Genomic DNA, 24,697 nt, shown 5'->3' on the forward strand with positions numbered 1-24,697 from the left:
TGTTAACTCAATAACATCCAATTTGTAAATGGAATTCAAAGGTAGGAATTTTTCGTATCAGCCGCAGATTTTCACGGATGAATTGGCGGATTTTTGGGCGATGCATTGCATCACTCATTTTGAGGGCGGAGGCTAGTAATATGAACATATTGGGCCGTCAGGCCCATTATGTAAATCTCAATTATATCAGTGCAAATCTGCAGCTATAATTCTTTGCGGTACATGCGGTAGGTTTTCTCGATTTTAGCCCCGAGTCGCTCCGCTACGCGTATCATATTGGTGTTGGTTTCAAGGACCCAGCTCATTTCAGAAGATTTATATCCAACCTCGCGTCCGTTTAATATAGCCTCTTTGTGTAGCAAGGCATCAATTCCTTTCCCCTGGTACTGCGGCATGACGCCCATCAGTGCAGTACGAATACGATTGATATTTCTCTTGTGCCATAAAAGCTTAAAGATGCCGAATGGAAATAGCTTGCCATCCATTTTCTTAAGAACCTGGTTTAAGTCGGGTAAAGCAATGGAAAAGGCGATAGGTTCTCCCCCAATTTCAGCGATATGGGCTACTTTGGGATCCAGAATCATCTTGAAATCATTTGCTGTAGCAGCCAGCTCTTCTTTTGTCAGTGGTATAAAGCCCCAGTTATCTTTCCAGGCTTCATTGAAAATGTTTCTTACAATCTCGACTTCCTCTTCTATATTCTTGAGATCCACTTCACGTATTCTCAGTCGAGGATAACGCCTTTTGACGATTTCTTCTGCCCGGTACATCCTGTCGAAAGAAACGGTTTCCTGCGTAACCCGGAAAGCGAACATGTCCATTTCCTTTTCAAGACCCGCGCTTTTGATGAGTTTATCGTAGTAGGGTTTGTGGTAAGGCATCATGATGCCGGGATCATATTGAAAACCGTCAATCAATATCCCTATTTCGTCCATCATACTTGGATTTGACGGGCCTAAGACATCATCGTAACCCTTCTCTGCCAGCCAATCGGTTGCCACTTTGAATAACAGCTTTGCGACCGACTCATCATCGATACACTCGAAGAAGCCAAAAAAACCGATGTTGGAATCGTGAAAATCATTAAAACGATGATCTTCAATTGCAGCTATTCTCCCGCACACCTTTCCATTCTGTTCCGCGAGGAACATGGCAATGTTTCCGTTGTTGTAAAAGGCGTTTTTATCTTGATCGATCAGCTTTTTTTGCTCCATGCGAAGTGGAGCAATCCAGTGCTCATCGCCTTCGTAATGAGAGTAGGGAAATTCGAGAAATTGCTTGCGTTCTTCCCTGGTAGTTACCAGTGTAACCCCATTCGTCTTAAGAGCTGTTTCCACCTATGTTAGTTGTCTTGATCTAGTAATGAATGGCCATTTTGATCAATAATACCCATTTGAATACCCACTTTGCGGAAGGCTTCCAGAATCCTATTGAGATGTTCATCCGTATGTGTAGCCATATAACTGGTTCTTACCAGAGACTGACCCTTAGGTACTCCCGGTGGGACTACCGCATTCACGTAAACCCCGGCTTCAAAGAGTGCTTTCCAGAATTTAAAGCATTGGGTCATCTCTCCTATAACAACAGGAATGATTGGCGTCTGGCTGGACCATACATTGAAGCCCATCTCACGGAGTTCCGTACGCATGTAATTTGAAATTTCCTCTAGCCTATCCAGTCTCCAGGTTTCTTCCTGAAGTATCTCAAGAGCCTTCAACACGGTCGCCACGTTAGCAGGAGGCATAGATGCGCTGAAAATGTGTGCCGGGGAGTGGTGTCTGATATACTCAATAACCTGATGATCACCGACAATAAATCCGCCTAGAGAGGCAAAAGATTTTGAAAAGGTGCCGCTGATAAGATCTACTTCATCTTTTAGTCCGAACACAGAGGCTGAACCTCTACCGCCGTCACCGACAACACCGATAGCATGGGCGTCATCCAGATAGAGGCGTGCATTGTACTCTTTAGCCAATTCTACCAGCTCCGGTACTTTGGCAAGTGTACCCGACATCGAAAAGACGCCGTCACTCACAATCAGCTTTCCTGCTGATTCATCGGCTCTTTCCAGCAATTTACGAAGCTGCTCCATATCGTTATGGGTATAACGCATGGTTTTGGCATTTGAAACCAATGTACCTGTCACAATACAGGCATGATTGTCTTTATCAGAAAAGATAACATCGTTACGACCTGCAATAGTCTGAATAGAACCTTCATTGGTCTGGTAGCCTGTAGAGAATAAAACGCAGGAGTCCTTGCCCATGAAATCAGCAAGTTTCTCCTCCAGCTCCAGGTGGAGGTCGAGTGTACCGTTGAGATAACGAGAACCGGTGCATCCGGTTCCATAGACCTGAAGTACATCTTGTGCAGCTTTGATAACTCGGGGATCATTTGTAAGTCCCAGATAGTTATTCGAGCCGGCCATGATTACTTCTCTGCCTTCAATCTTTACAGTAGTACCGTCGGTAGCCTGCAATGGCTTGAAGTAAGGATATAATCCTTCTGCCTTCACTTCATCGGCTTTTGTAAAATCATAAGCCTTCGTAAAAATGTCGTTTTCTGCTAGTTCGGTTTTAGATTTGGGCATTCTTTATTTTTCGGCTTTACTTAGTGTGCTTATCAAGGTAAATATACTTTCATATGAAGCATCAATCAAATTATCAGTAATATTAAGTTAATATTAGCTGATTTAGTTTCACTGCTCATCAATTACTTTTTCGAGGTAATTCAAATACTCTTCCGTTACTGTTTGCCAGCTGAACTTTTTCTTCACAAAATTACGTGTATTCTCAGAAAACACAGTTAAATCACCCCTGAGAACCTCATCCACTTTCTGTGCAAATAATTCCGGTTCAAGTGCAGGTATTCGATATCCGTTCTCGCCATTGGTTATCACATCCTTGATACCTTCCAGGTCAGCTGCAACGGCGGGGGTTCTTGCCATATTGGCTTCCAGCAAAACTATGCCAAAACCTTCCATATCACCTTCTACCGGAATATTTGGCATCACAAACAAATCGGAAGCGGAATAAGCTTCCTTTAAAATCTCATCGGGCTGCCGCCCCAGCAGAAATACCTTATCTTGCTGCCCACTATCAGCCACCGCACGCTTTACATTTTCAAATTCCGGTCCGTCACCCACTACCATATAGACTACCTTAGACTCTATCCGTGGTAAAACGTTCCGGATAAACCATTCATGACCTTTTCTTTTAACCTGCCTCCCAACGGTCAATAGAGCAAATTTCCCTTCAAAAGGAATTTGAAATTGCCTGTTCAAGTCAGTTCGGGAAGTCTGCTTGTCAGGAAAATTTTCCAGCTTATCCAAATCAAAACCATTAGGAAGGGCCACTCCCTGTTCAGGTTCCATACCCCGCTTGATACATTCTTCGCGTGTGGCGCGGGAAACTGAAATAACGCCATCCAGATGCGCAAAAATTCTAGGTACAAACCACTGGTAGATAGTAACCGGCAAGGTAACATCCCGTCCGTGATTTATAGTTACCATCGGAATGGAAACCCTGCTGTCTATTAAATAGGAAAGACTTGCGGTAACCATAGATGAAAATAAAATTACATCAGCCCCGCTCTCCCTGGCTTTTCGGGGAAGTTCAAACAACTGCTTTACTAAAAAAGCGAAGGTCTTCAGGCCTACATTTCCCGATACATTTACAGTTTCTTTAATGACGGTGACCGATTCCTTCTTCTCCATCTCCTTGATCATTTGCATACTAACTCTTTGCATGCCGCCCACATTTTCAAGGATGGCATCTTCAGGCGGATGGGTATGTGAAACGTAAAGTATACGCAAGCCTTAAAATTTTAGCATTGGCCGAGGAGACTCAAGAGCTTCCCTGTAATTCTCCAGCAGCTTGTTATTTACGTTGTCCCATGAATAGGCTATAGCCTTTTGCCGGGCCGCCTTTCCCATCTTCTCCCGAAGTTTATCGTCCTGGGCAATCTTGTTTACCCGCGCTGCAAATTCCTTGGTATTGCGAGGCGGTGCCAAATACCCGTTAACTCCAGACTCCACAAGCGAACGACTTCCGGTGGCATCGGCAACTACGCAGGGAAGACCACTCGACATCGCTTCCAGGGTTACATTTCCAAATGTTTCTGTATCCGAGGGAAACAAAAAAATATCACTGCTGGCATATGCACGGTGCAACTCATCGCCTGTAATAAAACCGGTGAAATGCGCCCCAGGGAGCATCGTTTCCAGCTCTTTTCTTGCCGGACCGTCGCCCACAACCATCGGCTTGATACTGTCACCTAACTTTTTAACCACATCAACAAAGGTCTGTAGATCTTTTTCCCAAACCAGGCGGGACACAAAACTAACTATCAATTCATCATCCTCGATACCCAGAGAGCGTCGCCATTCCATATCACGTTTATCGGGATGAAAACGGTCGGTATATACCCCGCGGGCCCAGATTCGAATGCCATCACTGATGCCCTGTTCATTGAGTTCATCAGCCATAGAAGGTGATGGTACATAGATATGCTTGCATTGACTATAAAACCATTCAAGGTATTTCCAGCCCAGCATTTCCAGCATATTCAGATTATAATACTTGAGGTAACTTGTGAAATGGGTATGATAGGAAGAGACAATCTGTATCTCATTTGCCTGCGCCCAGCGCATAGCTCTGAAACCCAGAAGATCGGGAGTAGCTATATGAACCAGTGTAGGACCGAACTCTTCCAGGCGGCGTTGTGCCGAGTCCGGAAAGCCTACCGTCACCCTATATTCCGGTCTTCCCGGCATAGGGACAGACGGCACTGCTACGAGTTCCCCCTTATGTTCAAAAGCAGGTTCCTCGACAGTAGGCCCAAATACAATGTTGGGTACATCATTTCTTTCCAGAAAGTCAACGAGCCGGTTCAGGGTCAGCGATACACCGTCCCTGATGTGGTTATAATTTCCTGTAAAAATTGCTACGCGCAGTTCACTCATAAATTTTCCAATGCATCTTGCAGATTTGTATCTTTACCCGGGTCAACAAAAAATTAGCCTGAAGACCTTCAGGAAGAAATTCATTTAAGCCTTCAAATATACAAATTTTAATGAAAGCCTTTATAACAGGTGGCACCGGTTTTATTGGAAGCCACTTAGCAGACACCCTGATTGATCATGAAGGGTATGAAGAAATTCGCTGCCTGGTACGTAATAATGAAAAATGGCTCAAGGGTAAAGACTATGTAAAAATCAAAGGTGATCTGGACGATCTCCCCGTATTAAAAAAAGCAGTTAAGGATGTTGACGTCATTTTTCACCTGGCAGGGCTGGTTATGGCTCCTACCTACCAGGAGTTTGAACATGCCAACGTGGATGCGACCGAGAATTTATTGCGAATTGCTTTTAAACAAGGTGTAAAAAAAATTGTGGTGCTTTCTTCCCTGGCAGCGGCAGGACCCAGTCAGGGCAGACCTGTTACGGAGGAGGATCCCATGCATCCTATCAGCATGTATGGAAAATCTAAGAAGCAGATGGAAGAGATGATTCATCGAATCCATCCCGGCGATGATACTTCGATCACCATTTTGAGACCGCCGGCAGTGTACGGGCCCAGGGAAGATCAGATTTTTACGTTCTTTAAAGCCGTTTCCAAACATATATGTCCGATAGTCGGGGATGGCAATCACCCAAAAATTTCGCTGGTTTACGTATCAGATGTAATTCAGGGTATCCTGAAAGCGGCTAAGCATCATGAGTCAGGCGTTAACACCTATTTTATAACAGGGGAAAAAATACACACCTGGAATGAAATCAGGGGAACTACTTCGAAGGTACTCGGTAAAAAAACCATTCCCATTTATGTCAAACCGAAGTTCGTAAAAAAGATAGCGGGATTAATTGAAAAAACTGCATCATTCTTTGGTACTTATCCCGTTATCAACAAGGATAAAGCCAATGAAATGATCATGGAGTGGACCTGCAAGGCAGATAAAGCCGATAAGGAGTTAGGTTACGAACCCGAGTATACCCTGAAAGAGGGGTTGTCTCGAACCATACATTGGTATCAACTGCATCACTGGTTATAATCAACAGATGAATAATATGATTTCAAAAAGAATTCTGAGTATAACGTTACTATTGATTTTTGGAACCTTGCTAGCAGCTCAAGGACAGCCCAGTCTCACGAAAGACTACACTACTACCATGGAAATTCCTTCGGTTATTGCTATGGAGAGCTCTCCGGCTCACCTGTATGTTCTTTCCAACTCGGAAGGGATGGTTGTTTTTCGTGCTCATAATGACAGCTTGCAGTGGTTATACTCTTCAACCGGCATGGAACAGCGCGGCAACAGGGTTACTGCCGATATACGATTTGCCTACCTATTTGGTTATAACCGTAGGCTAACAGTGCTTGAACCCACTTCAGTACTTGGTGTATACTCATCCACCCTTCTACCTGAAAAACCTCTCGATGCCCAGCGTATTGAACAGAAGCTCTACCTGGCTCTTGGTTCCGGCGGGCTGGCACGAATCTCCCTGCGTAATCCGGCTTCAGTAGACAGCACTGCAGAGGTCATGGCCACTCAAAATCTGCAGGGTGAGAACATTATTGATTTGGAAGGCACAGACAACCAGCTTTTTGTACTGTCAAATGAGAATAAACTATACGTCTTTCAATCCGGTGAAAACGGCATTACCCTAAGCCGCGAACTATCACTGCTCAGAAACATGGATCGTATTTTCCTGTTGAATCAGAATTTGATCGGTTCTGATAAAGATGGAAATATTTATGAGATCAATCGTGAGGGAGACCTTTCAAAGCTTGGATCTATAGGTGAAGAAATCCAAAAAATTAGGATTTGGAAGGATTGGCTGATCATAAAAGGAACCTCGAATCGTATTTGGACCTCTTATCAAAACCGTGCACCGGTACTGTGGAAAGATGACGCCGATGCAGGTAATTATTTTACCGTAACCAAAGACCAGTTTTGGCTGAGTGAGTACAACCAAATCAGCCGCATAGTTGCCGGACAGCCTGCTGTTGCCAGCAATGCAACCGAAAATTCACCTGCACTGCCTTCAACAATCAACATGAAGCCGGTCAATGACCAGGTAGTTCCCTATCCGAAGCCTTTGCTGCTTGATCTCGAACTGGAAGGCAATATTCCGGCCGAACAAATTCAGTATGCTTACCAGTCGGATATACAATCGGCGAAGATAAGGTCCAACGGCTTTTATTGGCAGCCAAAGGCTGATGACGTAGGCGAACATCGTTTTAAGGTGGTAGCTACAGCCAGCAATGGCGCAACAGACAGTACTACCTTTTCGGTTGATGTACGATCGTTTAATGCACCTCCAAGGTTCGCACCCTTGCGACCTATTTCCATACCGGTTGGTGAATCATTTACCCTGCCCATAAAAGCCACCGATCCTGATGGCATGCACCAGGATCTGGTTAGATACCTGGGGGTTGACCTTCCTGAAGGAGCAACAGTAAATGAACAAACTGGTGAGTTTAGCTGGACGCCAACCGCGCGCCAGGTAGGTGAGAATAATTTCAGGGTTATCGCTACCGACCAGTATGGAGCTGCCTCCTCTGTGGATATCACCATTCGTGTTGTCAATGCCCAAAGAGGTTCGGAAAACGGCAACTAACAAACCCTGTTTTCTGTTAGGCTCTTGAACAACTGAATAACGCATCACCACAAAATCAGAAGTAAACCTTGACTGATAAAGAATTTCGTTCTCGTCTGCTTGCCTGGTATGATGACAATAAAAGAGACATGCCTTGGCGTGATTGTGAGGACCCGTATAAGACCTGGATTTCTGAAATTATGCTGCAGCAGACAAGGGTTGACCAGGCAACTCCCTATTTCAATCGCTTTATTGAACACTTCCCGGATGTTTATGCGCTTGCAGAAGCCGATCAGCAGGAAGTCTTAAAGGTTTGGGAAGGCTTGGGTTATTACAGCCGTGCCCGTAATATGCACCATGCCGCCAAAACCGTAGTCAAAGATTTTGATGGCAAAATACCCGACACCGAGAAAGAGATTCTAGAACTGAAGGGGGTCGGACCCTATACCGCATCGGCAGTGTTAAGTATAGCTTTTGCTAAACCCCATGCGGTTGTAGACGGTAATGTTCTGCGCGTGCTTACACGTTACCTGGGTATCGAAGATGATATTCGTAGCTCGAGTACCAAAAATACTGTTCAGGAGGCTGCAGATGAACTTCTGGACAAAGAACGTCCCGGCGACTTTAACCAGGCCGTGATGGAGCTGGGAGCTACTGTCTGTACACCGACAAACCCAGATTGTAGTCAATGTCCCCTAAGTAGCGATTGTGTGGCATATTCCACATTGAAAACGGATTCCATACCCTACAAATCCCCGGCAAAAAAGCGACCGCACCATCAGATAGGGGTGGGAATAATCCGGGATGAGGAAGAAGTACTTATTGCGCTTCGTCCCGAAGACGCTATGCTGGGCGGTATGTGGGAATTCCCCGGTGGCAAGCAGAAAAAAGATGAAGACATACAGCAAACCGTAATAAGAGAACTCAAAGAAGAGCTGGGAGTAGATGTTGCAATCACCAAGCCGTTTATGAAACTGGATCACGCATATTCTCACTTTAAGATTACGTTGCATGCCTACCTATGTGAACTGAAGAATGGTGATCCTCATCCGAAAACAAGTCAGCAACTGAAATGGGTATCCATCTCTGAGCTCGACCGTTATCCCTTCCCAAAGGCTAATCGTAAGCTAACCGAGAAACTCATGAAGTCGAACGGACAAAAGGAGTTAGATCTTTAACACCGTGGCAAAGAAACTCAAGCAAGCGAGCCGGAAGGAACTCCAAGAGCTTAAACCTTACCTGGAAGAGTGGGTCGATCGTACTGAAAAATCTGAGTACATCGATGAAGATCCCGTACAGTTTATGCACGCCTATGAAGATAAGGAAGACCAACTACTGGCCGGATTTTTTGCAGCATTGATGGCATGGGGTCGCAGGGATATTGTAGTCAATAAAGTCGGGGATTTGCTCAATCGAATGGATCATCGGCCGGCAGACTTTATAAAGAATTTCACAGAAGCTGATGCCGCTCGATTTGAAGGATTCAAACATCGAACATTCAAACCGGTTGACATCTACTGGCTCACCAAAATTCTTAGCAGTATTGAAAATAAATATGCGGGCTTCGAAAATTTCTGGAAACATTGTTATTCCCACGCCGAAAATAAATCCAGGGAATTGATCAGTGTATTCCATGAAGAGTTTTTTGCCATGCATCCGGAAGCTGCCCAAAGAACTCGCAAACACATCTCAGATTCTGAAAAGAACAGCTCCTGTAAACGCCTGTATCTCTTTCTGAAATGGAGCATCCGTGAAGGAAGTCCTGTCGATCTTGGGATTATGGATTTTATGCCGGCCTCAGAGTTGATGATACCGATGGATGTGCATGTGGGCCGTCAAGCCAGGGTATTAGGCATGCTTGGAAGAACATACAACGATTGGAAAGCTGTGGAAGAGCTCACAGGAAAGTTACGCCAGCTTGATCCCGAAGATCCATCCAAATATGATTTTGCACTTTTCGGTATCGGTCTTTCCGATGAAGAGATCCCTGAACGTTTTGTGAAAAACCCGGAATACCTTGGCTAAACAATGAAATAAGCTACTTTCTCAACTTCAGGATGCTAAGATTTATTTTATTAGTCGAGAAGTTACATTAATGATTTAAAATTCTTATATTAGGCGTCCATTAACAAAGAGCAAAATAATTTTTTGATACAACATGGTTGGAGTAAATGTAAAAGATAACGAAAGCATTGATCGTGCAATTAACCGATTCAAAAAATTGGTTACCCGTTCACGTATCCTTAATGAATACAAGGAGAACCAGCAGTATACAAAGCCATCTGAAGAAAGACGGGAAGCACTGAAGAAAAGCATTCGTGAGCAGCGCAGACGTCAGCGTAACAACTACTGATATAAAGCGCTTTTATAAAGATTTTATTAGCCCTTTGGCCATGCTAAAGGGCTATTTTTATGGCTTCAACAACGTTCTGTACCCTTTCCAGGTTGAGAGCCGACTTGCCGTTCAGCGTATTCGATTTTGGTACCAACGCTTGTTTAAATCCAAGTTTTTCCACTTCCGCCAGTCTCTGCCTAAGCTTGTTCACTGTTCTAATCTCTGCTCCAAGCCCAACCTCCCCCAGAAATACGGTATTAGCAGGTAAGGTTTTATCCAGCAGGCTGGAAACCAGGGCACAAATTACGGCTAGGTCACCGGCTGTATCATTTAGTTTCATACCCCCTGCCACATTCAGATAGACATCCTGTCCCGAAAACTGGTAACCTCCCCTCTTTTCCAGAACTGCAAGCAGTAGTGAGAGCCTCCGCTGATCGAAACCGTTTGAGGTACGTTGGGGTACCCCGTAATTACTGTTTGTTACTAATGCCTGTACCTCAATAAGCAATGGGCGAGACCCTTCAATCGTGCAAACTACTGCGTTTCCACTGACATTGCTGTTATAGTCGGAAAGAAACAGTTTCGAGGGGTTTAATACATCTTTGAGACCAGTTTCCACCATTTCGAAAACACCGACCTCCTGAGCAGGACCGAAACGATTTTTAATACTACGTAGAATACGATAGGTGTTATTATTGTCTCCTTCAAATTGCAGTACTGTATCTACCATATGCTCCAATACCCGTGGACCCGCGATATCGCCCTCCTTGGTTACGTGACCAATAACCATGGTAGTAATATTCTGTTTCTTGGCTACCTGTTGCAGTAAAGCAGCACACTCTTTTACCTGCTGAATACTGCCGGCCATGCTCGAAAGTTCGGTGCGATAAACCGTTTGAATGGAATCTACGATCAGGAGGTCAGGGTTTAGCTTCCGTGCTTCATCAATTACATTGTTGATAATGGTATCGGTATAAATGTAGAGATTGTCTGAACTGACACCCAAACGTTCGGCACGCTGCTTAATCTGACCTGCCGACTCCTCACCGGCACAATAGAGAATCTTTAAATCCTTATTCGATTTGGCTATTTGAAGAGTCAGGGTACTCTTACCGACTCCGGGTTCTCCTCCTATAAGAACAAAAGAACCGGGCATGAATCCACCTCCCAGCACCCTATCCAGTTCTACAATGTTACTGGTGAAACGAATTTCATTTCTATCCTCAATTTCCTCCAGCTTCTGAGGCGGTTCCGACTTATCCAGCCCCTCCACTTTCCCTTTGTGATCATCGTCTGATGATTTATCTCTTTTAACTTTGAACTCCTTAAAGGTATGCCAGCTTCCGCAATTCGGACAGTTTCCAAGCCATTTTGTGGAAGTATGACCGCACTCGTCACATAGGTATTGAACTCTTGTTTTAGCCACTATCAGTGTTTATTTCCTGCTGAAATATCTTCATTAATTTCTGCACCGGCTTCCTCAGTTTGAAGTTTATCAATGACCGAACGATTGATATACCAGGTAGTTGCCATCATTCCCAAACCGACCGTGATATAGTAACTGATGATGCGCCAGGCAAAAACTGCCAAACCGATGAACGCTTTTCTATCCATCAAGGGCCCCTGGAATATGGCAAAGAGACCCTCAACACCACCGCTACCGCCCGGAGTAGGCATTATGAGGAAAGCAAGGTTCATTGCCAGACTGCGGAGAACTGAAAGCACTACATCAGCCGGCAGCAAACTCAATACAACAATCGTAGGTAAGGCAACCCGGGCCATCCATGACATAAACGTGAGAAAAAAGGCTTTTAACAGGAAGCTCTTGGGTTTTTTTCTAAGTTCGTGCGAATACTCTTCCAGATTCTTGGCCTCTTCCGCAATTTTACCGCGCCATCGCCGTAAAAAAGGCAGTTTAAAAAGCCCGTTCAGTACTTTCGTAATAGCGGAAGGATTTTTAAGCACCCCATAGGCCATAAGTCCGGCATAGGATAACAAGCCCGCATACAAGAGTAGCATGGAAGCTTGCCCTACCATCCCGATATTATCGGGAACCACTTCGTAATAGAGACCGGTTACTAGCAGTATGGGTACTGCCAGTGCAAACCAGAGCTGGTCGAGCAGTACACTGTATAAAATGATGGCACTTGATTGTCCCAGCCTGAAACCTTCTTTGGTCATGGCAAAAGTTGCCATCGGGGCGCCGCCTATAGTGGATGGAGTAACTGAAGAGGTAAAGTCCCAGCTGAGCATCACGCGAAAAGAGGCAATCCAGCTAAGCTTTTTTTCAGAGAGATAACGGATCCTAGCAGCTGAGAACCACAATCTCATAAAGGACACTATCAGCGCTATAAAGAGGCCGGGTAATCGTTTTGGCTTGAGATGCTCGAGCACTCCCGGAGTGTAGGTTAGATACACCACAACAGCCATACCTGCAATACTGAGCGCTATTGAAATAAACAGGTATTTTTTTGAAAAATACTTGTCAGGATGTTCTTGTATTTTTTCCTCGTTATCTGCCAAAGAAGAGTATTTCTAACTCAATAATAGATTATCAGATTTCGGTGATTAAGGTACTATGCAATAGGTAGTAAATCTAGCACTTTTTGTACACGACTGACTGACTCCCGGAAATGAATAATAAAAAAGCCTTACGGAGACTATCCATAAGGCTTTTTCATCAAAATAGTGCTTAAGCTACATTGATTTTGTCATCGAGATAAACATCCTGTATAAAGTTCAGGAGTTTAACCCCTTCTTTCATAGGACGCTGAAATGCTTTGCGGCCGCTGATTAAGCCCATACCGCCGGCTCGCTTATTGATAACAGCTGTTCTCACTGCCTGAGCAAAATCATTGTCACCGGATCCGCCGCCTGAGTTGATCAAACCGGCACGTCCCATATAGCAATTAGCTACCTGGTAACGGGTCAGATCAATTGGGTGATCCGTAGCCAGCTCCGTGTAAATACGCTCATCGAGCTTTCCATAGGATGAGTCACCCATATTAAGAGCTTTATATCCCCCATTGTTAACAGCTTGCTTTTGCTTGATAATATCTGCCTGAATGGTAACACCCAGATGATTAGCCTGGCCGGTCAGGTCCGCGGAGGCATGATAGTCGGTCCCGTCTACCTTAAATGCCGAATTCCTTGTGTAACACCAAAGAATAGTAGCCATACCCAGTTCGTGCGCTCTTTCAAAAGCTTCAGCCACTTCCTGAATCTGACGATTAGACTCCTGTGAACCGTAGTAAATGGTAGCCCCTACCGCGGCAGCTCCCATGTCAAATGCCTGTTCCACAGATCCGAACATAATTTGATCGTAATTGTTCGGGTAGGTCATCAATTCATTATGATTTATTTTCACCACGAATGGAATCTTATGTGCATACTTTCGTGAAACCGATCCCAATACGCCGAAAGTTGAAGCTACGGCATTGCACCCACCTTCAATTGCCAGTTCAACAATCTTTTCAGGATCGAAATATTCCGGATTAGGAGCAAAAGAAGCGCCCGCAGAGTGTTCGATACCCTGATCAACCGGTAGTATGGAAAGATAACCTGTTCCTGCGAGCCGGCCGTTGTCGAACAGTGATTGTAAATTCCTGAGTACCCGCGGATTCCTATCGGATTGAGCCCAAACATTATCTACATAATCAGGACCCGGAAGATGCAGGTTTTTCTTAGAAATAGTTTCACATTCATGTGTCAATAAATCTTCGGCTTCCTTGCCGAGCAGTTCTTCAATACTTTTAGCAGCTAATGCCATAGCGTTACTCCAATTTGATTTCAACTTTGTTTAAAAAATTTCTCAGAAGAAGCCAATATACATTATAAAAGAGGAAATGACTAGCGAATGCCCTCATCGAGGTTTTTGGATTATATTGTTATATTTGAAGCTTAATTTCAATTCAATCACTTACTGCTAAATGAACATTGGCTCAATAGATCTCGGTGACAAACCTTTGCTTCTGGCACCCATGGAGGATGTCACGGACTCCCCTTTTCGCACAATTTGCCGGAGAAAAGGTGCGAATGTGGTATATACCGAATTCATAAGTTCCGAGGCTATCATCAGAGATACAGATGCTGCCATCCACAAGATGGATTTCAGTGATGAGGAGCGACCCTTCGGTGTACAGATTTTTGGCGGAAGAGAAGAGGCTATGGAGGGAGCAGCCAAAGTAGCAGAAAATAACAATCCGGATATAGTCGATATCAATTTTGGCTGTCCTGTCTACAAAATCGTAAAAAAAGGTGCCGGTTCTGCCTGCCTGAAAGATCTCGACATGATGGAGCGCATGGCCGGAACGGTAGTGGATGCAGTAGAAACTAAACCGGTTACGGTGAAAACCCGATTAGGCTGGGATGACAGAACTATTCGCATACAGGAGGCTGCGCTCATGCTTCAGAGTATCGGTGTTAAAGCACTGACGGTTCACGCCAGAACTCGCTGCCAGAAGTATAAGGGAGAAGCGCGCTGGGAATGGCTAAAGAAATTAAAAGAGACACCCGGGCTTGAAATTCCCATAATCGGTAATGGAGACGTAACCTCCCCCGAAGACGCCAAGCGCATGTTTGATGAGACCGGAGTGGATGGAGTAATGATTGGCCGGGGCGCCATTGGGAATCCATGGATTTTTGAGCATTCCCATCATTACATCGAGACAGGTGAATTACTGCCCGAGCCCACAGTTGAGGAACGTTTGGAGCTTTGTGCCGAGCAGCTGCGTAGATCCGTCAAGCATCACGGTGAACGATACGGCGTGATTATCATGAAAAAACATTACGGGCAGTACCTGAAAGGCGTTCACAACAGCCGTCACCTGCGCGGGAAAATAATGAAGGAGAGTGAAATGCAGCCTATTCTTGAACTGCTGCTTAATTTCAAAGAACAGGAGCTGTTTGCTGTAGCTACCTGATTTAAACTGGCGTTACTTTTTTCTAGAACGAACCTGTTAACATCAGCCGGCCTATATCAATAACAAAATCTGGGGAGAAGTTGTATGCAAACCGATAAAACAACAGCGGTAGTATTATCCGGCGGCGGTGCCAAAGGAGCTTTCCAGGCCGGGGCCCTTCAGGTTTTGAGGGAACAAGGTTACCGGTTTGATATTGTAAGCGGGGTAAGTGTCGGTACCCTGAACGGCGCGATGCTCGCGACCGATCAGATGTCAACGTTGATTGAAATCTGGGAAAACCTGAGCCCTGATCAGGTTTTAAGAGAACAATCTCTATTCAGCATCGCAAGAAAATATCTCACCTATAAAATAGGCATTGGCAAGCCTCCGCTTTCAAAATTCAGTAATGCTCCCTTGCAACAACTCTTGAGGAAGTACTTGTTGAACAAAAAAGTGGCAATCCCCTTTCATTTCGGTTTTGTAAAGCTTGAAACAGGTGAATACATTCAGGCTGTGGTTCGACACGATAATGACCACCGCATCGATGACGCGGATCTCAACCGTATATTGGCCTCTACTGCCATTCCGGTTATATTTAATCCGGTTATTCAGGATGATTCCATATGGGTGGATGGCGGTCTTCGCAACATATCACCCATTAAAGAAGTACTCCCGTTTAATCCAGACCAAGTTGTTATCATCCCTACCGAACCGATTGATGAGGCTCCAGATGCTGTGGAGGTACGCGATATTATCCAAATCGCCTTCCAGGCTATTACTATTATGCTGGATGAAATTTTTGAAGAGGATATCGACCGGTTTCTGAGTATAAATAGTCTGGTTGAACAGGCAGAAGAGGCAGGATTAATCCTGAAAAAGTCGAACGGGAGTCCCTACAAGTACATCGACCCAATTATCATTGCACCTCAAGAAAGTCTGGGTAGTGCTGTTGATTTTGAGAATAATCGCCTTAGAGCACTATTGGAACTGGGAAGAGAGCGGGCTTCGAAAGTATTATCCGAAATAGCGAAGTAAGTTATTCCTTTTCAATGCTTACAACACTTTCAAGAATATTCACTACCCATGAATAACTCTGAAATGAGACCTCATTTCGTTAGAGGTGCTATGTTTGGGAAATACTTCCCTTTTTCCTTTCAAAATGAATCAATTCTGAAGAAGTCTCGTATAGGGAATCAGGTTATCATAAATTTAATACCAATACTATGTGGCAGCGGATAATACGATTGCTTACTGCGGGATTGAATATGTATAGCTTCTATGCAAACCCGCTAAAAAATATACTCAGCCTATTGATGATTCTGCTGGTTCCCTATCTGGCATATATCTTTTGGGGCAGTCTGATTATAATCATCCTCAGCTGCCTGGGCATATACATGCTCTACAAGCTCATCTCAAATGCGGCAAAGGGAAGTTCATATAGCTGAAGGTAGCAACCTTTGGTATTTGGTACGGTAAGTCGGGTTCGAATTAGAAAACTGGAATCCCACTTTGGCAAAACTTTACCGAAAAATTTTTATCCCGCAGATAGCGCAGATGTTCACTGAAACTTTATGCAATTCTGCGCAACTCAGCGTAATCCGCGGGATAAATAAATAGACTCCAGAGACTTTTTCATTTCATAGTATATGCTTTCCTACCTTAGTCGAGGTATTCGGTACCTGTATAGGGCTGCAAAACGTCCGGCACTTTAATTCTTCCGTCTTCCTGCTGGTAGGTCTCCAGAATTGCTGCCACCACACGCGGCAGTGCCAGTCCGGATCCATTCAATGTATGCAATGTTTCCGTATTTCCTTGATCGTTGCGGTAACGCAGCTGCATTCTTCGTGCCTGGTACCCCGCAAAATTTGAGCAGGAGCTTACCTCCAGCCAACGCTTCTGACCGGGACTCCAAACTTCCAGGTCGTATTTTTTTGTCTGTGTGAATCCCATATCGCCGGTGCACATCAATAGTGTTCGGTAAGGCAGCTGAAGAGCTTCCAGCAGTGATTCCGCATAGGCTCTCAGGCTTTCCAGCTCATCATAAGCAGTATCCGGGTGCACAATTTTTACCAGCTCTACTTTATCAAACTGGTGCAGGCGGTTCAAACCCCTAACATCTTTTCCATAAGAACCGGCTTCCCTACGCCAGCAAGGAGTGTAAGCCACATATAATAGGGGCAGGTTTTCCTTCTCAATTATTTCATCCCTGTGAAAATTTGTTACCGGTACCTCGGCAGTGGGGATAGCAAACAGCTCATCGCGTTCAATCACATACATCATGTCTTCCTTATCAGGAATTTGCCCCGTACCTCTCGCCGAGTCTTCATTTACAAAATAGGGCGCCTGTATCTCCTTAAATCCATTATCACAAGCATTATTGATGAAGTAATTAATAAGTGCACGCTGCAGCCTGGCTACAGGTCCCAAGTAAAAGGGAAATCCTGCGCCGGTGACCTTCGACCCGCGACCGAAGTCAATCCAACCTTTTTCATCCGCCAAGTCCCAGTGCGCTTTGCGCCAGTCATCTTCAACTGTTTCACCCCATGTCTTAAATATTTCATTATCCGCCTCGCCTTTACCAACAGGCACCGATTCATGCGGGGTATTCGGAATTCTGAGCAAAAGATCGTCACGCCGGCTTTTGTAATTTTGAAGATCATCTTCAAGCTTTTTGATCTTTTCTTTGAGCAGGCTGGTGTGCTTGATAATCTCCTGAGCCTCTTCTTTCTTGCCCTGCCCCATAAGCTGACCAATTTCCTTGGCCTTGGTATTGCTTTCACTGCGCAGTTCATCAACCTCTTGGACAAGAGAACGCCACTGTTCATCTGCTTTTAATACTTCATCGACCGCTTCGGTGTTCGACTCTCCCTTATCGATCATACCTTGTTTAACTTTCTCGGTATTCTCGCGAATAAAATTTATATCTAACATCTAGAATATGAATATTTGGTTGCTATGAACAGAGCCCAAAGATAATAGAGTTTACCAAAGGTATACAGGACATTTTTAATCTCTTTTGAGATAGTTTTATGATCAACATCTATTCCTGACCTGCATGATTTTATGTTTCATAGCTGCGGATCTTTCAGAAATATTTTTACTCATACGAACAATAAATGCTTGATCTCCTAATTAATTAAGATTATTTTTAAGCTTACATCAAAAATTTAGGCAAGTATTAAAAATTATGGCTCACAGTTTAGATGAAATTGACATAAAAATACTCAAGCATCTTCAAAAGGATGGGCGTTCACAGCGCAACAAACTGGCTGAAATTGTACACCTTTCGGTACCTTCTGTGTCAGAAAGAATGCGCAAGCTGGAAGAGAAAGATCTCATTAAAGGTTATTATGCAGTGCTCGACTCGAAGCGCTTCAATTTCGATATAACCGCTTTTGTATTTGTTGAGGTAGATGGTTCTGACAACTATAAAAAGTTTGTTGATAATATTAAGAATGAACCGGAAGTATTGGAATGTCACTCAATTACCGGAGATGGCTCTCATGTCCTCAAAATACGAACTGAGAACACCGAATCGCTCGAGAAGCTGCTTTCCAGGATTCAGTCATTTGATGGTGTACATAAGACACGATCGAATGTCGTGCTAAGCAGTTTTAAGGAAACCCAGGAATTACCGATTGAAAAAACCATAGACCCCAAATAAAAAGGACTAATCTTATTCTCAGCCATCTTTAATGCGCTCAACACTCAGATCGGTTCTCCTTTTTTGCGTATTTCTTAGCTATGGTTTGGCAAATCAATGCATTGCCCAGGGTACTATAGGTGTCAAATGGAATATCCCCGATAATCCCGACCAAGCTTTTTCGCAGCTTAAGACTTTTGACAGCCTGAATGTATCAGTCATTGAAATTGACAAACTGCCCGATGATCAAATATGGGCTGTCTTAGACAGCTTGGATTTTGAGGTTTTCGGGCAAGTACCCGTCTATTTCCCACTGGTCAGCACCTTTTCGGAACCTGACTCGAGCCTTATCAATCTGATCAGTAAACATGTAAGAGTGTATTCTTCTCATCCTTCTGTTGGCGCATTAGGACTATTTCGCTATGGCGCTGTTCATAAAGCAGCTTTTGATTCAACCCTTCGACCCATAATAGAACAAATCAGAGAAGAATTTAATGGGCGATTATACTATGCTTCCGCCGATGCGGCGCCTGTTGCCATAGATGAGCAATTTGATTTTAAAATAGTAGAGAAACACGTCAATGGAGCAGATGCAGCAGAACTGACAAACCCTGATTCAAGCTCCATTACTACACCCTATCTTTATACGCCTGAAAGCGATCTATATGAGTATTTAAATCCGTTTAAAACTTTTCTTGCTGATGCCTCCGAAAAAGACATTACGGTTTTAGTGAATCCCGATTGGTTGTTTGACATGCTGGATAAGTATCCGGAATTCGCTGGCACCATCGAGCTATACAATTCGGAAGCTGAGTTCATATTTCCGGTACCCAGCGAACAGATTAAACGGAGTACTAAACATAGCCTGATTGTCCTTCTATTGATCATGATATGGGGACTCTTCGCTGTCAATTATCACTTAAGCCCGGTCTACCGAAAATCACTGGTCCGGTATTTCAGCAGTCATGTGTTCTTTGTCGAGGATGTAATGAATAGACACATCCGCTCCATGGGACCGTCCATCATTGTTTTAATTCAGAATGTGTTGCTATCCGGGATCTGCATATACAGTCTGGGGTCGGTGTTATTCTCAAAGTTGGGCTACGAAGCACTTTTTTATCATTATCCTTACCTGCTACTTTTTGGAAACCCTTCCTTATCGCTATTTCTAACAGGATTTATTTTTGCATTAATACTGACTCTGGTTTGTGTCATTTGGCTGCGAATCAGTAATAAAAGTGTCACTCAAACACGTCAGGTTCTGAATCTGTATGCCATGCCCTTGCAGATCAATTTCATAATTGTCACTGTAATGACTGCTTTAGTGACAACCGCCAATCGTCCGGGAGTACTGGTATTTCTGGGCTTGCTCTTTGCCTTAACTCACTTTTCCGCATTTATTACTGCCGCGCTGGATACATCCCGATATCTTAAAAAACATAAGTATCTCTTTTATACTCTCAGTATAGGTCTGTATTGTATACTATGGATTGGTGCAGGAGTCTGGCTGCTTACGGGCAAGTTTCCAAAAGTGATTCAACTGGCTCTCTCGTTATCCTAAATCCAGGCTACATAATTTGCTTTCTAAGGCGTGCTACCGGGATATTGAGCTGTTCCCTATATTTACTAACCGTACGTCGGGCAACTTTATAGCCTTTGTCTTTTAGCTTATCGGCAATTGCCTGGTCGCTGAGTGGATTCTGCTTATCTTCGTTATCGACAATCTCCTGAACAATATTTTTTACTTCTGTACTTGATACTTCTTCACCGCTCTCGGTTTCAATCCCCTCACTGAAAAAATACTTAAGCTCGAATACACCGAAGCTGGTTTGAACATATTTACCGTTTACCACCCTCGATATGGTGGAGATATCCAAATTAACCCGTTCAGCTATATCTTTGAGAATCATCGGTTTGAGACCTTCCCCATGCTTAAAGAAATCCTCCTGGAGGGCCACAATCGTCTTCATCGTATTCATCAGGGTATTTTGCCGCTGCCGGATGGAATCGATAAACCACTGCGCCGAATCAATTTTATTCTTTATAAAATCCTTCGTTTCCTTCGCTTCCGGATTCGAATTCTTTTTCTTCTTCAGGTCATCCCACATCTTTTTATAGCGTGGTGAAATTCGCAATGGCGGTACGTTACGGTCATTCAGTTTGATGATAAAATCGCCTTCCCCTGCATCCTCCCCATTTACAGTTTCTCCCGGTTCATAACGGACCTCAAAATCAGGTTCGATATAGTTTTTAGTGTCATCAACCACATTGCCGCTGCCTCCGGGTTTCGGGTCCAGCCCTTTTATACATTCAAAAGCGTCCTGGAGTCCTTCATCATCTACATCCAGTTTTTTCTTCAGCTTGCCAAAGTGCTTCTTCTCAAAGGATTTCCAGTGCTTTTTGAGCATTTCCAATGCGGTATCTCGCCCGGTAACGCCCTCATCCATCATTTCAAGCTGTACTATGAGGCAGTCTTTGAGATCCTTGGAAGCAATGCCGGGAGGGTCCAGCTGCTGTATCTGTTTGCGAACTCGTTCTACATCCTCTTCTGATATCAGCACTCCTTTGTTGAATGCTATATTGTCAACTACTGCTTCCGTTTCTCTTCTGAAATACCCGTCTTCATCCAGCGACCCCAATATCTGATCGGCAATCATCTCCTCTTCTTCATCGAGGTCCAATAATCCGACTTGCTGCTCCAGCTCTTCAAGTAGTGATTCATGGTAGGGATCCGGCAAATCGCGCCAGTCCTCATTCCCAGAAGAACCCGAATAAGAACTGCTGTAATCATTACCGTCATATTCGGTATTATGCATAAATTCATCCCAGTCGATATCTTCATTTTGATCAACAGGATCTACGTCTTCCTTATTTTTATCTTCCCACTCTTCTCCCGGATTTAACTCTTCCTGTTGATCAACCTGATCTTCGGGTTCCGCCTCTTCGAGCACCGGATTCATTTCCAGCTCTTCTTCCACTCTTTGCTCCAGAGCAAGCGTCGGTAACTGCAACAATTTGATATACTGTATCTGCTGGGGAGACAGCCGCTGTTGTTGCGACTGTTTTTGACTCATCTGTTGTCCGGTTTTTAGCATGTGCCTACCCTCGCTTCCTCTCTGCTTCGGATTTCCTCACAGGCTTTGGCAAACTCTTTATACCACTCTTGCCCGTACCTGCGAACAAGGGGTTTTTCTAAAAACTCTGATAGATAGGTTCCTTTTTCCTTGCCGCTTTCACACCCGGAAGAGCATAATTCAGGTACATACTCAAAATTTGCATAGTCGAAATCGACTACTCTTTTTAGACGAACAGGAAAGAGGTGACAGCTCAACGGTTTTTCCCAATTCAGTCGTCCCTCGAAGAAGGCTTTTTGGATGGCACATATGGCCACATCATCATCTATATATTCCACAAACACACACTCTTTATCATCGGTGCAGGCGAGTTCATAGCCCTGATTATTATTTCCTTTTACCAAGCCTTCTTCTTCAACAACCTCGCGGGCTCTTGGTCGCAGATCATCTTTCAATAACTTATAGGCCTTTTTTAACACCGGAATTTCATCCTTGCTTACGGGAGCACCGGCATTCCCCACAACACAGCATGCCCCTTTACAGCGGCTGATATCACAGGAAAACTGCGTTGTGGCAATATCTTCTGACAGTATGGTATTTTTCACTTTGAACATAACTTTTGCAAGATACTCTTTCTGTTGCCGAATTTAAATGATGAATTGGTTCATTTCACCAACTTCGCATTGCTCCTGATCTAGCCTGTAATAACTTGTGTGATTATTGGATTATCACTGCTACAGTTGCTACCATAGAGTGAACTGACAACGATTTAAATATAATTTCATGAAATTACTGAATTTTGTCCTGCCGATAGTTCTACTGATGGTGTTTCAAACAACTGCAGAGGCACAAAGGCCGAAGCCCGATCAAATTTCTGCCGAAAACGGAGCTATTACTATTCAACCCATACATCACGGCACCCTGGCACTCAGCTGGAACGGCACTTCCATTTATTTGGATCCCACAGGTGGCAAGGAAGCATTTTCAGGATTAGACAAACCCAACCTGATTTTGATTACGGACATTCATGGCGACCACATGAATATAGAAACACTGGAAGCACTGGATACCGAAAGTGCTACCGTAGTTGCACCTCAAGCTGTCAAGGAGCGCTTACCGGCACCCCTTTCTAATAAAGTTACTGTTCTTTCAAACGGTGAGAATATCGATTTAATGGGTATGGGAATAAGAGCGATCCCAATGTACAACTTACCCAAGGACGAGGACTCACGGCATCCTAAAGGCAGAGGTAATGGTTATATCCTAACGATGGGCGGAAAAAACGTCTATATCTCTGGCGATACAGAGGATATTGAAGAAATGCGGTCACTAACCGATATCGATGTAGCATTTGTCTGCATGAACCTTCCCTATACTATGGATATCAATCAGGCAGCCAGCGCGGTATTGGATTTCAAGCCTTCCATTGTTTATCCCTTTCACTACAGAGGGCAGGATACGGAAGTCTTCAAAGATCTGGTAAATAGTGAAAATGAAGACATTGAAGTACGGTTGAGAAATTGGTATTCAGAGTAATCAGGTAAACCCCTTTAAATTTTTTTCTTGTTATGATCTTCAGATCAAAGCTCCTTTTTGCAATTATCATAATGTCATTAACTATCCTTGCTGCCGGCTGTAAGGATAACAGCTCAGGTCCCGAAGGACCCAATCCCGGTATTATAAGTGAAGAGGTGACAGTAAATCCTTCAGGATACGCACCCCTCACTGCACAGATTGATCTTGAAACTGAAAGTGAAGTCACTATTAGCGTAAAAGTAACTGGGATAAACGGACCGGAATCAGATATCAGCTACACTCTTAACCAGTCGGGAAACGTTTTTGAGATTCCGGTTCTTGGCTTGTACCCGGATATTGAAAATACCGTTGAACTGAGCTTTACCGGGAGCAGCGGTACTAGCCTGGGCAGCAGAACCTACAACATTCGAACCGGATCACTTCTGGCGGATCTTCCTTCTATTGAAATCAACGTGGCCGATCGCTCACAAATGATCGAAGGGCTCAATTTTGTCAGTTATTTCGGCCATATAACTGATGGGAGTCCGACTCCACAGAGACCATTTATGTTCGACTCCTTTGGCGATATTCGCTGGTACCTGAATTTCAGTTCACATCCCTCACTATCCGGTCTGTTTTACGACGATGGAATGGAACGGCTACAGAACGGAAACCTCTACTTCGGAGACGGTAACACCAATATGATCTATGAAATCAACATGCTGGGAGAAGTTCTTAATACCTGGGAAATGCCGGGTTACGGTTTCCATCATGAGGTTAAGGAGAAACCAAATGGCAACTTTATCGTGACCGTAAACAAGTTTGGCCTCAATACGGTTGAGGATCATATCATCGAAATTGATCGAAATTCAGGTCAGATCGTGAATGAGTGGGATTTGAGGGAGTCTCTGGATCAGAACCGTACTGCCTGGGACACCAATCTGGCTGATATTTCCGTAGACTGGTTCCATGCCAATGCGCTCTATTATGATGAGACGGACAACACCATCGTCGTTTCGGGCAGAACGCAGGGAGTCGTAAAACTGACCGAAAATAACGAAGTAGTATGGATTATAGCTCCGCATAAAGAATGGGGTACCTCGGGCAATGGTACAGATCTCACACAGTTCCTGCTGGATCCCTTGGATGCAAACGGTGACCTGATAACTGATCAAAGTATACTCTCGGGAGATGCCAACCACCCGGACTTTGAATGGTCATGGTACCAGCATGCTCCCCTAAGAATGCCCAATGGCAATGTTATGCTATTTGACAACGGTGATAATCGAAATTACGGAGCCGGTTCAATTTATAGCCGTGCTGTCGAGTATGAAATTGATGAGAATGCTATGACCATTCAGCAAACCTGGGCCTATGGTAAGAATCGCGGCAACGAAACCTATTCCAGGATCGTGTCGGATGTAGATTATAATCCCGAAGCTAATCATGCCTTCTTCATTCCCGGTGCAGTAAATTCCGGAAAAAGGTACGGTAAAACCATTGAGCTGGATTATGACCAGCAACAGGTCATTTTTGAAGCTACCATAACACCACCGGTGGCCGCTTTTGGATTGATAACCCTGCACAGAACAGAGAGAATGCGTATTTATCCGAATTAGGTTTTTTTTG

Annotated in this window: 22 protein-coding genes; 12 read left to right on the forward strand and 10 right to left on the reverse strand. The window is 44.2% G+C overall.

The features are described 5' to 3' along the window. Window positions 1–203: 203 nt before the first annotated feature. The 4 genes from G3570_RS10955 to G3570_RS10970 form a co-directional block, all read right to left on the reverse strand. On the reverse strand, window positions 204–1,337 hold the full coding sequence (locus G3570_RS10955) for a GNAT family N-acetyltransferase (protein WP_165142216.1): 1,134 nt from the start codon (window positions 1,335–1,337) through the stop codon (window positions 204–206). Window positions 1,338–1,342: 5 nt separating this feature from the next. Then, entirely contained in the window at window positions 1,343–2,590 is a 1,248-nt protein-coding gene (locus tag G3570_RS10960; RefSeq protein WP_165142218.1) for an aminotransferase class I/II-fold pyridoxal phosphate-dependent enzyme, read from the reverse strand. Between the two features lie 108 nt (window positions 2,591–2,698). Next, the gene (locus tag G3570_RS10965) at window positions 2,699–3,814 is read right to left on the reverse strand and encodes a glycosyltransferase family 4 protein (protein WP_249066978.1); all 1,116 of its coding nucleotides are present in this window, start codon (window positions 3,812–3,814) and stop codon (window positions 2,699–2,701) included. A gap of 3 nt (window positions 3,815–3,817) precedes the next feature. After that, window positions 3,818–4,963, reverse strand: coding sequence for a glycosyltransferase family 4 protein (locus tag G3570_RS10970; RefSeq protein WP_165142220.1), 1,146 nt, complete (start codon window positions 4,961–4,963; stop codon window positions 3,818–3,820). A 110-nt stretch (window positions 4,964–5,073) separates the two neighbouring features. Here G3570_RS10970 and G3570_RS10975 point away from each other — a divergent pair, with 110 nt between their 5' ends. The 5 genes from G3570_RS10975 (at window position 5,074) to rpsU (ending at window position 9,953) form a co-directional block, all read left to right on the forward strand. Beyond that, window positions 5,074–6,051 (forward strand): NAD-dependent epimerase/dehydratase family protein, encoded by a 978-nt coding sequence (locus G3570_RS10975; protein WP_165142222.1) that lies wholly within the window; start codon window positions 5,074–5,076, stop codon window positions 6,049–6,051. Window positions 6,052–6,067: 16 nt separating this feature from the next. Further along, window positions 6,068–7,621 (forward strand): putative Ig domain-containing protein, encoded by a 1,554-nt coding sequence (locus G3570_RS10980; RefSeq protein WP_165142224.1) that lies wholly within the window; start codon window positions 6,068–6,070, stop codon window positions 7,619–7,621. A gap of 68 nt (window positions 7,622–7,689) precedes the next feature. Next, a complete protein-coding gene (mutY, locus tag G3570_RS10985) occupies window positions 7,690–8,778 on the forward strand; it encodes an A/G-specific adenine glycosylase (RefSeq protein ID WP_249066980.1) in 1,089 nt (362 codons plus the stop codon). A 4-nt stretch (window positions 8,779–8,782) separates the two neighbouring features. Further along, a complete protein-coding gene (locus G3570_RS10990; protein ID WP_165142226.1) occupies window positions 8,783–9,625 on the forward strand; it encodes a TIGR02757 family protein in 843 nt (280 codons plus the stop codon). A 133-nt stretch (window positions 9,626–9,758) separates the two neighbouring features. Continuing rightward, window positions 9,759–9,953, forward strand: a complete 195-nt coding sequence (rpsU, locus tag G3570_RS10995; RefSeq protein WP_165142228.1) for a 30S ribosomal protein S21 — start codon at window positions 9,759–9,761, stop codon at window positions 9,951–9,953. Window positions 9,954–9,996: 43 nt separating this feature from the next. On the opposite strand, the gene radA is transcribed toward rpsU, so the two are convergent. The 3 genes from radA to G3570_RS11010 form a co-directional block, all read right to left on the reverse strand. After that, entirely contained in the window at window positions 9,997–11,361 is a 1,365-nt protein-coding gene (radA, locus tag G3570_RS11000; RefSeq protein ID WP_165142230.1) for a DNA repair protein RadA, read from the reverse strand. 2 nt (window positions 11,362–11,363) lie between these two features. Then, entirely contained in the window at window positions 11,364–12,458 is a 1,095-nt protein-coding gene (locus G3570_RS11005) for a lysylphosphatidylglycerol synthase transmembrane domain-containing protein (protein ID WP_249066981.1), read from the reverse strand. A gap of 169 nt (window positions 12,459–12,627) precedes the next feature. After that, complete coding sequence (locus tag G3570_RS11010; protein ID WP_165142232.1) at window positions 12,628–13,704, reverse strand: class I fructose-bisphosphate aldolase; 1,077 nt, start codon at window positions 13,702–13,704, stop codon at window positions 12,628–12,630. A gap of 160 nt (window positions 13,705–13,864) precedes the next feature. Between G3570_RS11010 and dusB the strand changes: the two genes are divergently transcribed. The 3 genes from dusB (at window position 13,865) to G3570_RS11025 (ending at window position 16,281) form a co-directional block, all read left to right on the forward strand. Continuing rightward, the gene (gene dusB, locus G3570_RS11015) at window positions 13,865–14,857 is read left to right on the forward strand and encodes a tRNA dihydrouridine synthase DusB (RefSeq protein ID WP_165142234.1); all 993 of its coding nucleotides are present in this window, start codon (window positions 13,865–13,867) and stop codon (window positions 14,855–14,857) included. A gap of 84 nt (window positions 14,858–14,941) precedes the next feature. Then, window positions 14,942–15,871 carry a patatin-like phospholipase family protein gene (locus tag G3570_RS11020; protein ID WP_165142236.1) on the forward strand — a complete coding sequence of 310 codons (930 nt, stop codon included), beginning with the start codon at window positions 14,942–14,944 and terminating at the stop codon, window positions 15,869–15,871. Between the two features lie 188 nt (window positions 15,872–16,059). After that, on the forward strand, window positions 16,060–16,281 hold the full coding sequence (locus G3570_RS11025) for a hypothetical protein (protein WP_165142238.1): 222 nt from the start codon (window positions 16,060–16,062) through the stop codon (window positions 16,279–16,281). A gap of 214 nt (window positions 16,282–16,495) precedes the next feature. Here the strand turns inward: G3570_RS11025 and serS are convergent, their stop codons facing one another. After that, entirely contained in the window at window positions 16,496–17,767 is a 1,272-nt protein-coding gene (serS, locus tag G3570_RS11030) for a serine--tRNA ligase (RefSeq protein ID WP_165142240.1), read from the reverse strand. A gap of 256 nt (window positions 17,768–18,023) precedes the next feature. Between serS and G3570_RS11035 the strand changes: the two genes are divergently transcribed. Both G3570_RS11035 and G3570_RS11040 read left to right on the forward strand, forming a co-directional pair. Continuing rightward, entirely contained in the window at window positions 18,024–18,500 is a 477-nt protein-coding gene (locus G3570_RS11035) for an Lrp/AsnC family transcriptional regulator (RefSeq protein WP_165142242.1), read from the forward strand. An 85-nt stretch (window positions 18,501–18,585) separates the two neighbouring features. After that, on the forward strand, window positions 18,586–20,040 hold the full coding sequence (locus G3570_RS11040) for a hypothetical protein (protein ID WP_165142244.1): 1,455 nt from the start codon (window positions 18,586–18,588) through the stop codon (window positions 20,038–20,040). 7 nt (window positions 20,041–20,047) lie between these two features. Here G3570_RS11040 and rpoN read toward each other — a convergent pair whose 3' ends face one another. Both rpoN and G3570_RS11050 read right to left on the reverse strand, forming a co-directional pair. Continuing rightward, window positions 20,048–21,553, reverse strand: coding sequence for an RNA polymerase factor sigma-54 (rpoN, locus tag G3570_RS11045; RefSeq protein ID WP_249066983.1), 1,506 nt, complete (start codon window positions 21,551–21,553; stop codon window positions 20,048–20,050). A 14-nt stretch (window positions 21,554–21,567) separates the two neighbouring features. Further along, window positions 21,568–22,167 (reverse strand): DUF3109 family protein, encoded by a 600-nt coding sequence (locus G3570_RS11050; RefSeq protein WP_165142248.1) that lies wholly within the window; start codon window positions 22,165–22,167, stop codon window positions 21,568–21,570. A gap of 169 nt (window positions 22,168–22,336) precedes the next feature. Between G3570_RS11050 and G3570_RS11055 the strand changes: the two genes are divergently transcribed. Beyond that, window positions 22,337–23,089, forward strand: coding sequence for an MBL fold metallo-hydrolase (locus G3570_RS11055; protein ID WP_165142250.1), 753 nt, complete (start codon window positions 22,337–22,339; stop codon window positions 23,087–23,089). Between the two features lie 71 nt (window positions 23,090–23,160). Continuing rightward, window positions 23,161–24,687: an aryl-sulfate sulfotransferase gene (locus G3570_RS11060; protein ID WP_165142252.1), complete on the forward strand. Its 1,527-nt coding sequence runs from the start codon at window positions 23,161–23,163 to the stop codon at window positions 24,685–24,687. Window positions 24,688–24,697 lie beyond the last annotated feature (10 nt).

Source organism: Halalkalibaculum roseum (assembly GCF_011059145.1).
In the GTDB taxonomy this organism is placed as follows: Bacteria; Bacteroidota; Rhodothermia; order Balneolales; family Balneolaceae; genus Halalkalibaculum; species Halalkalibaculum roseum.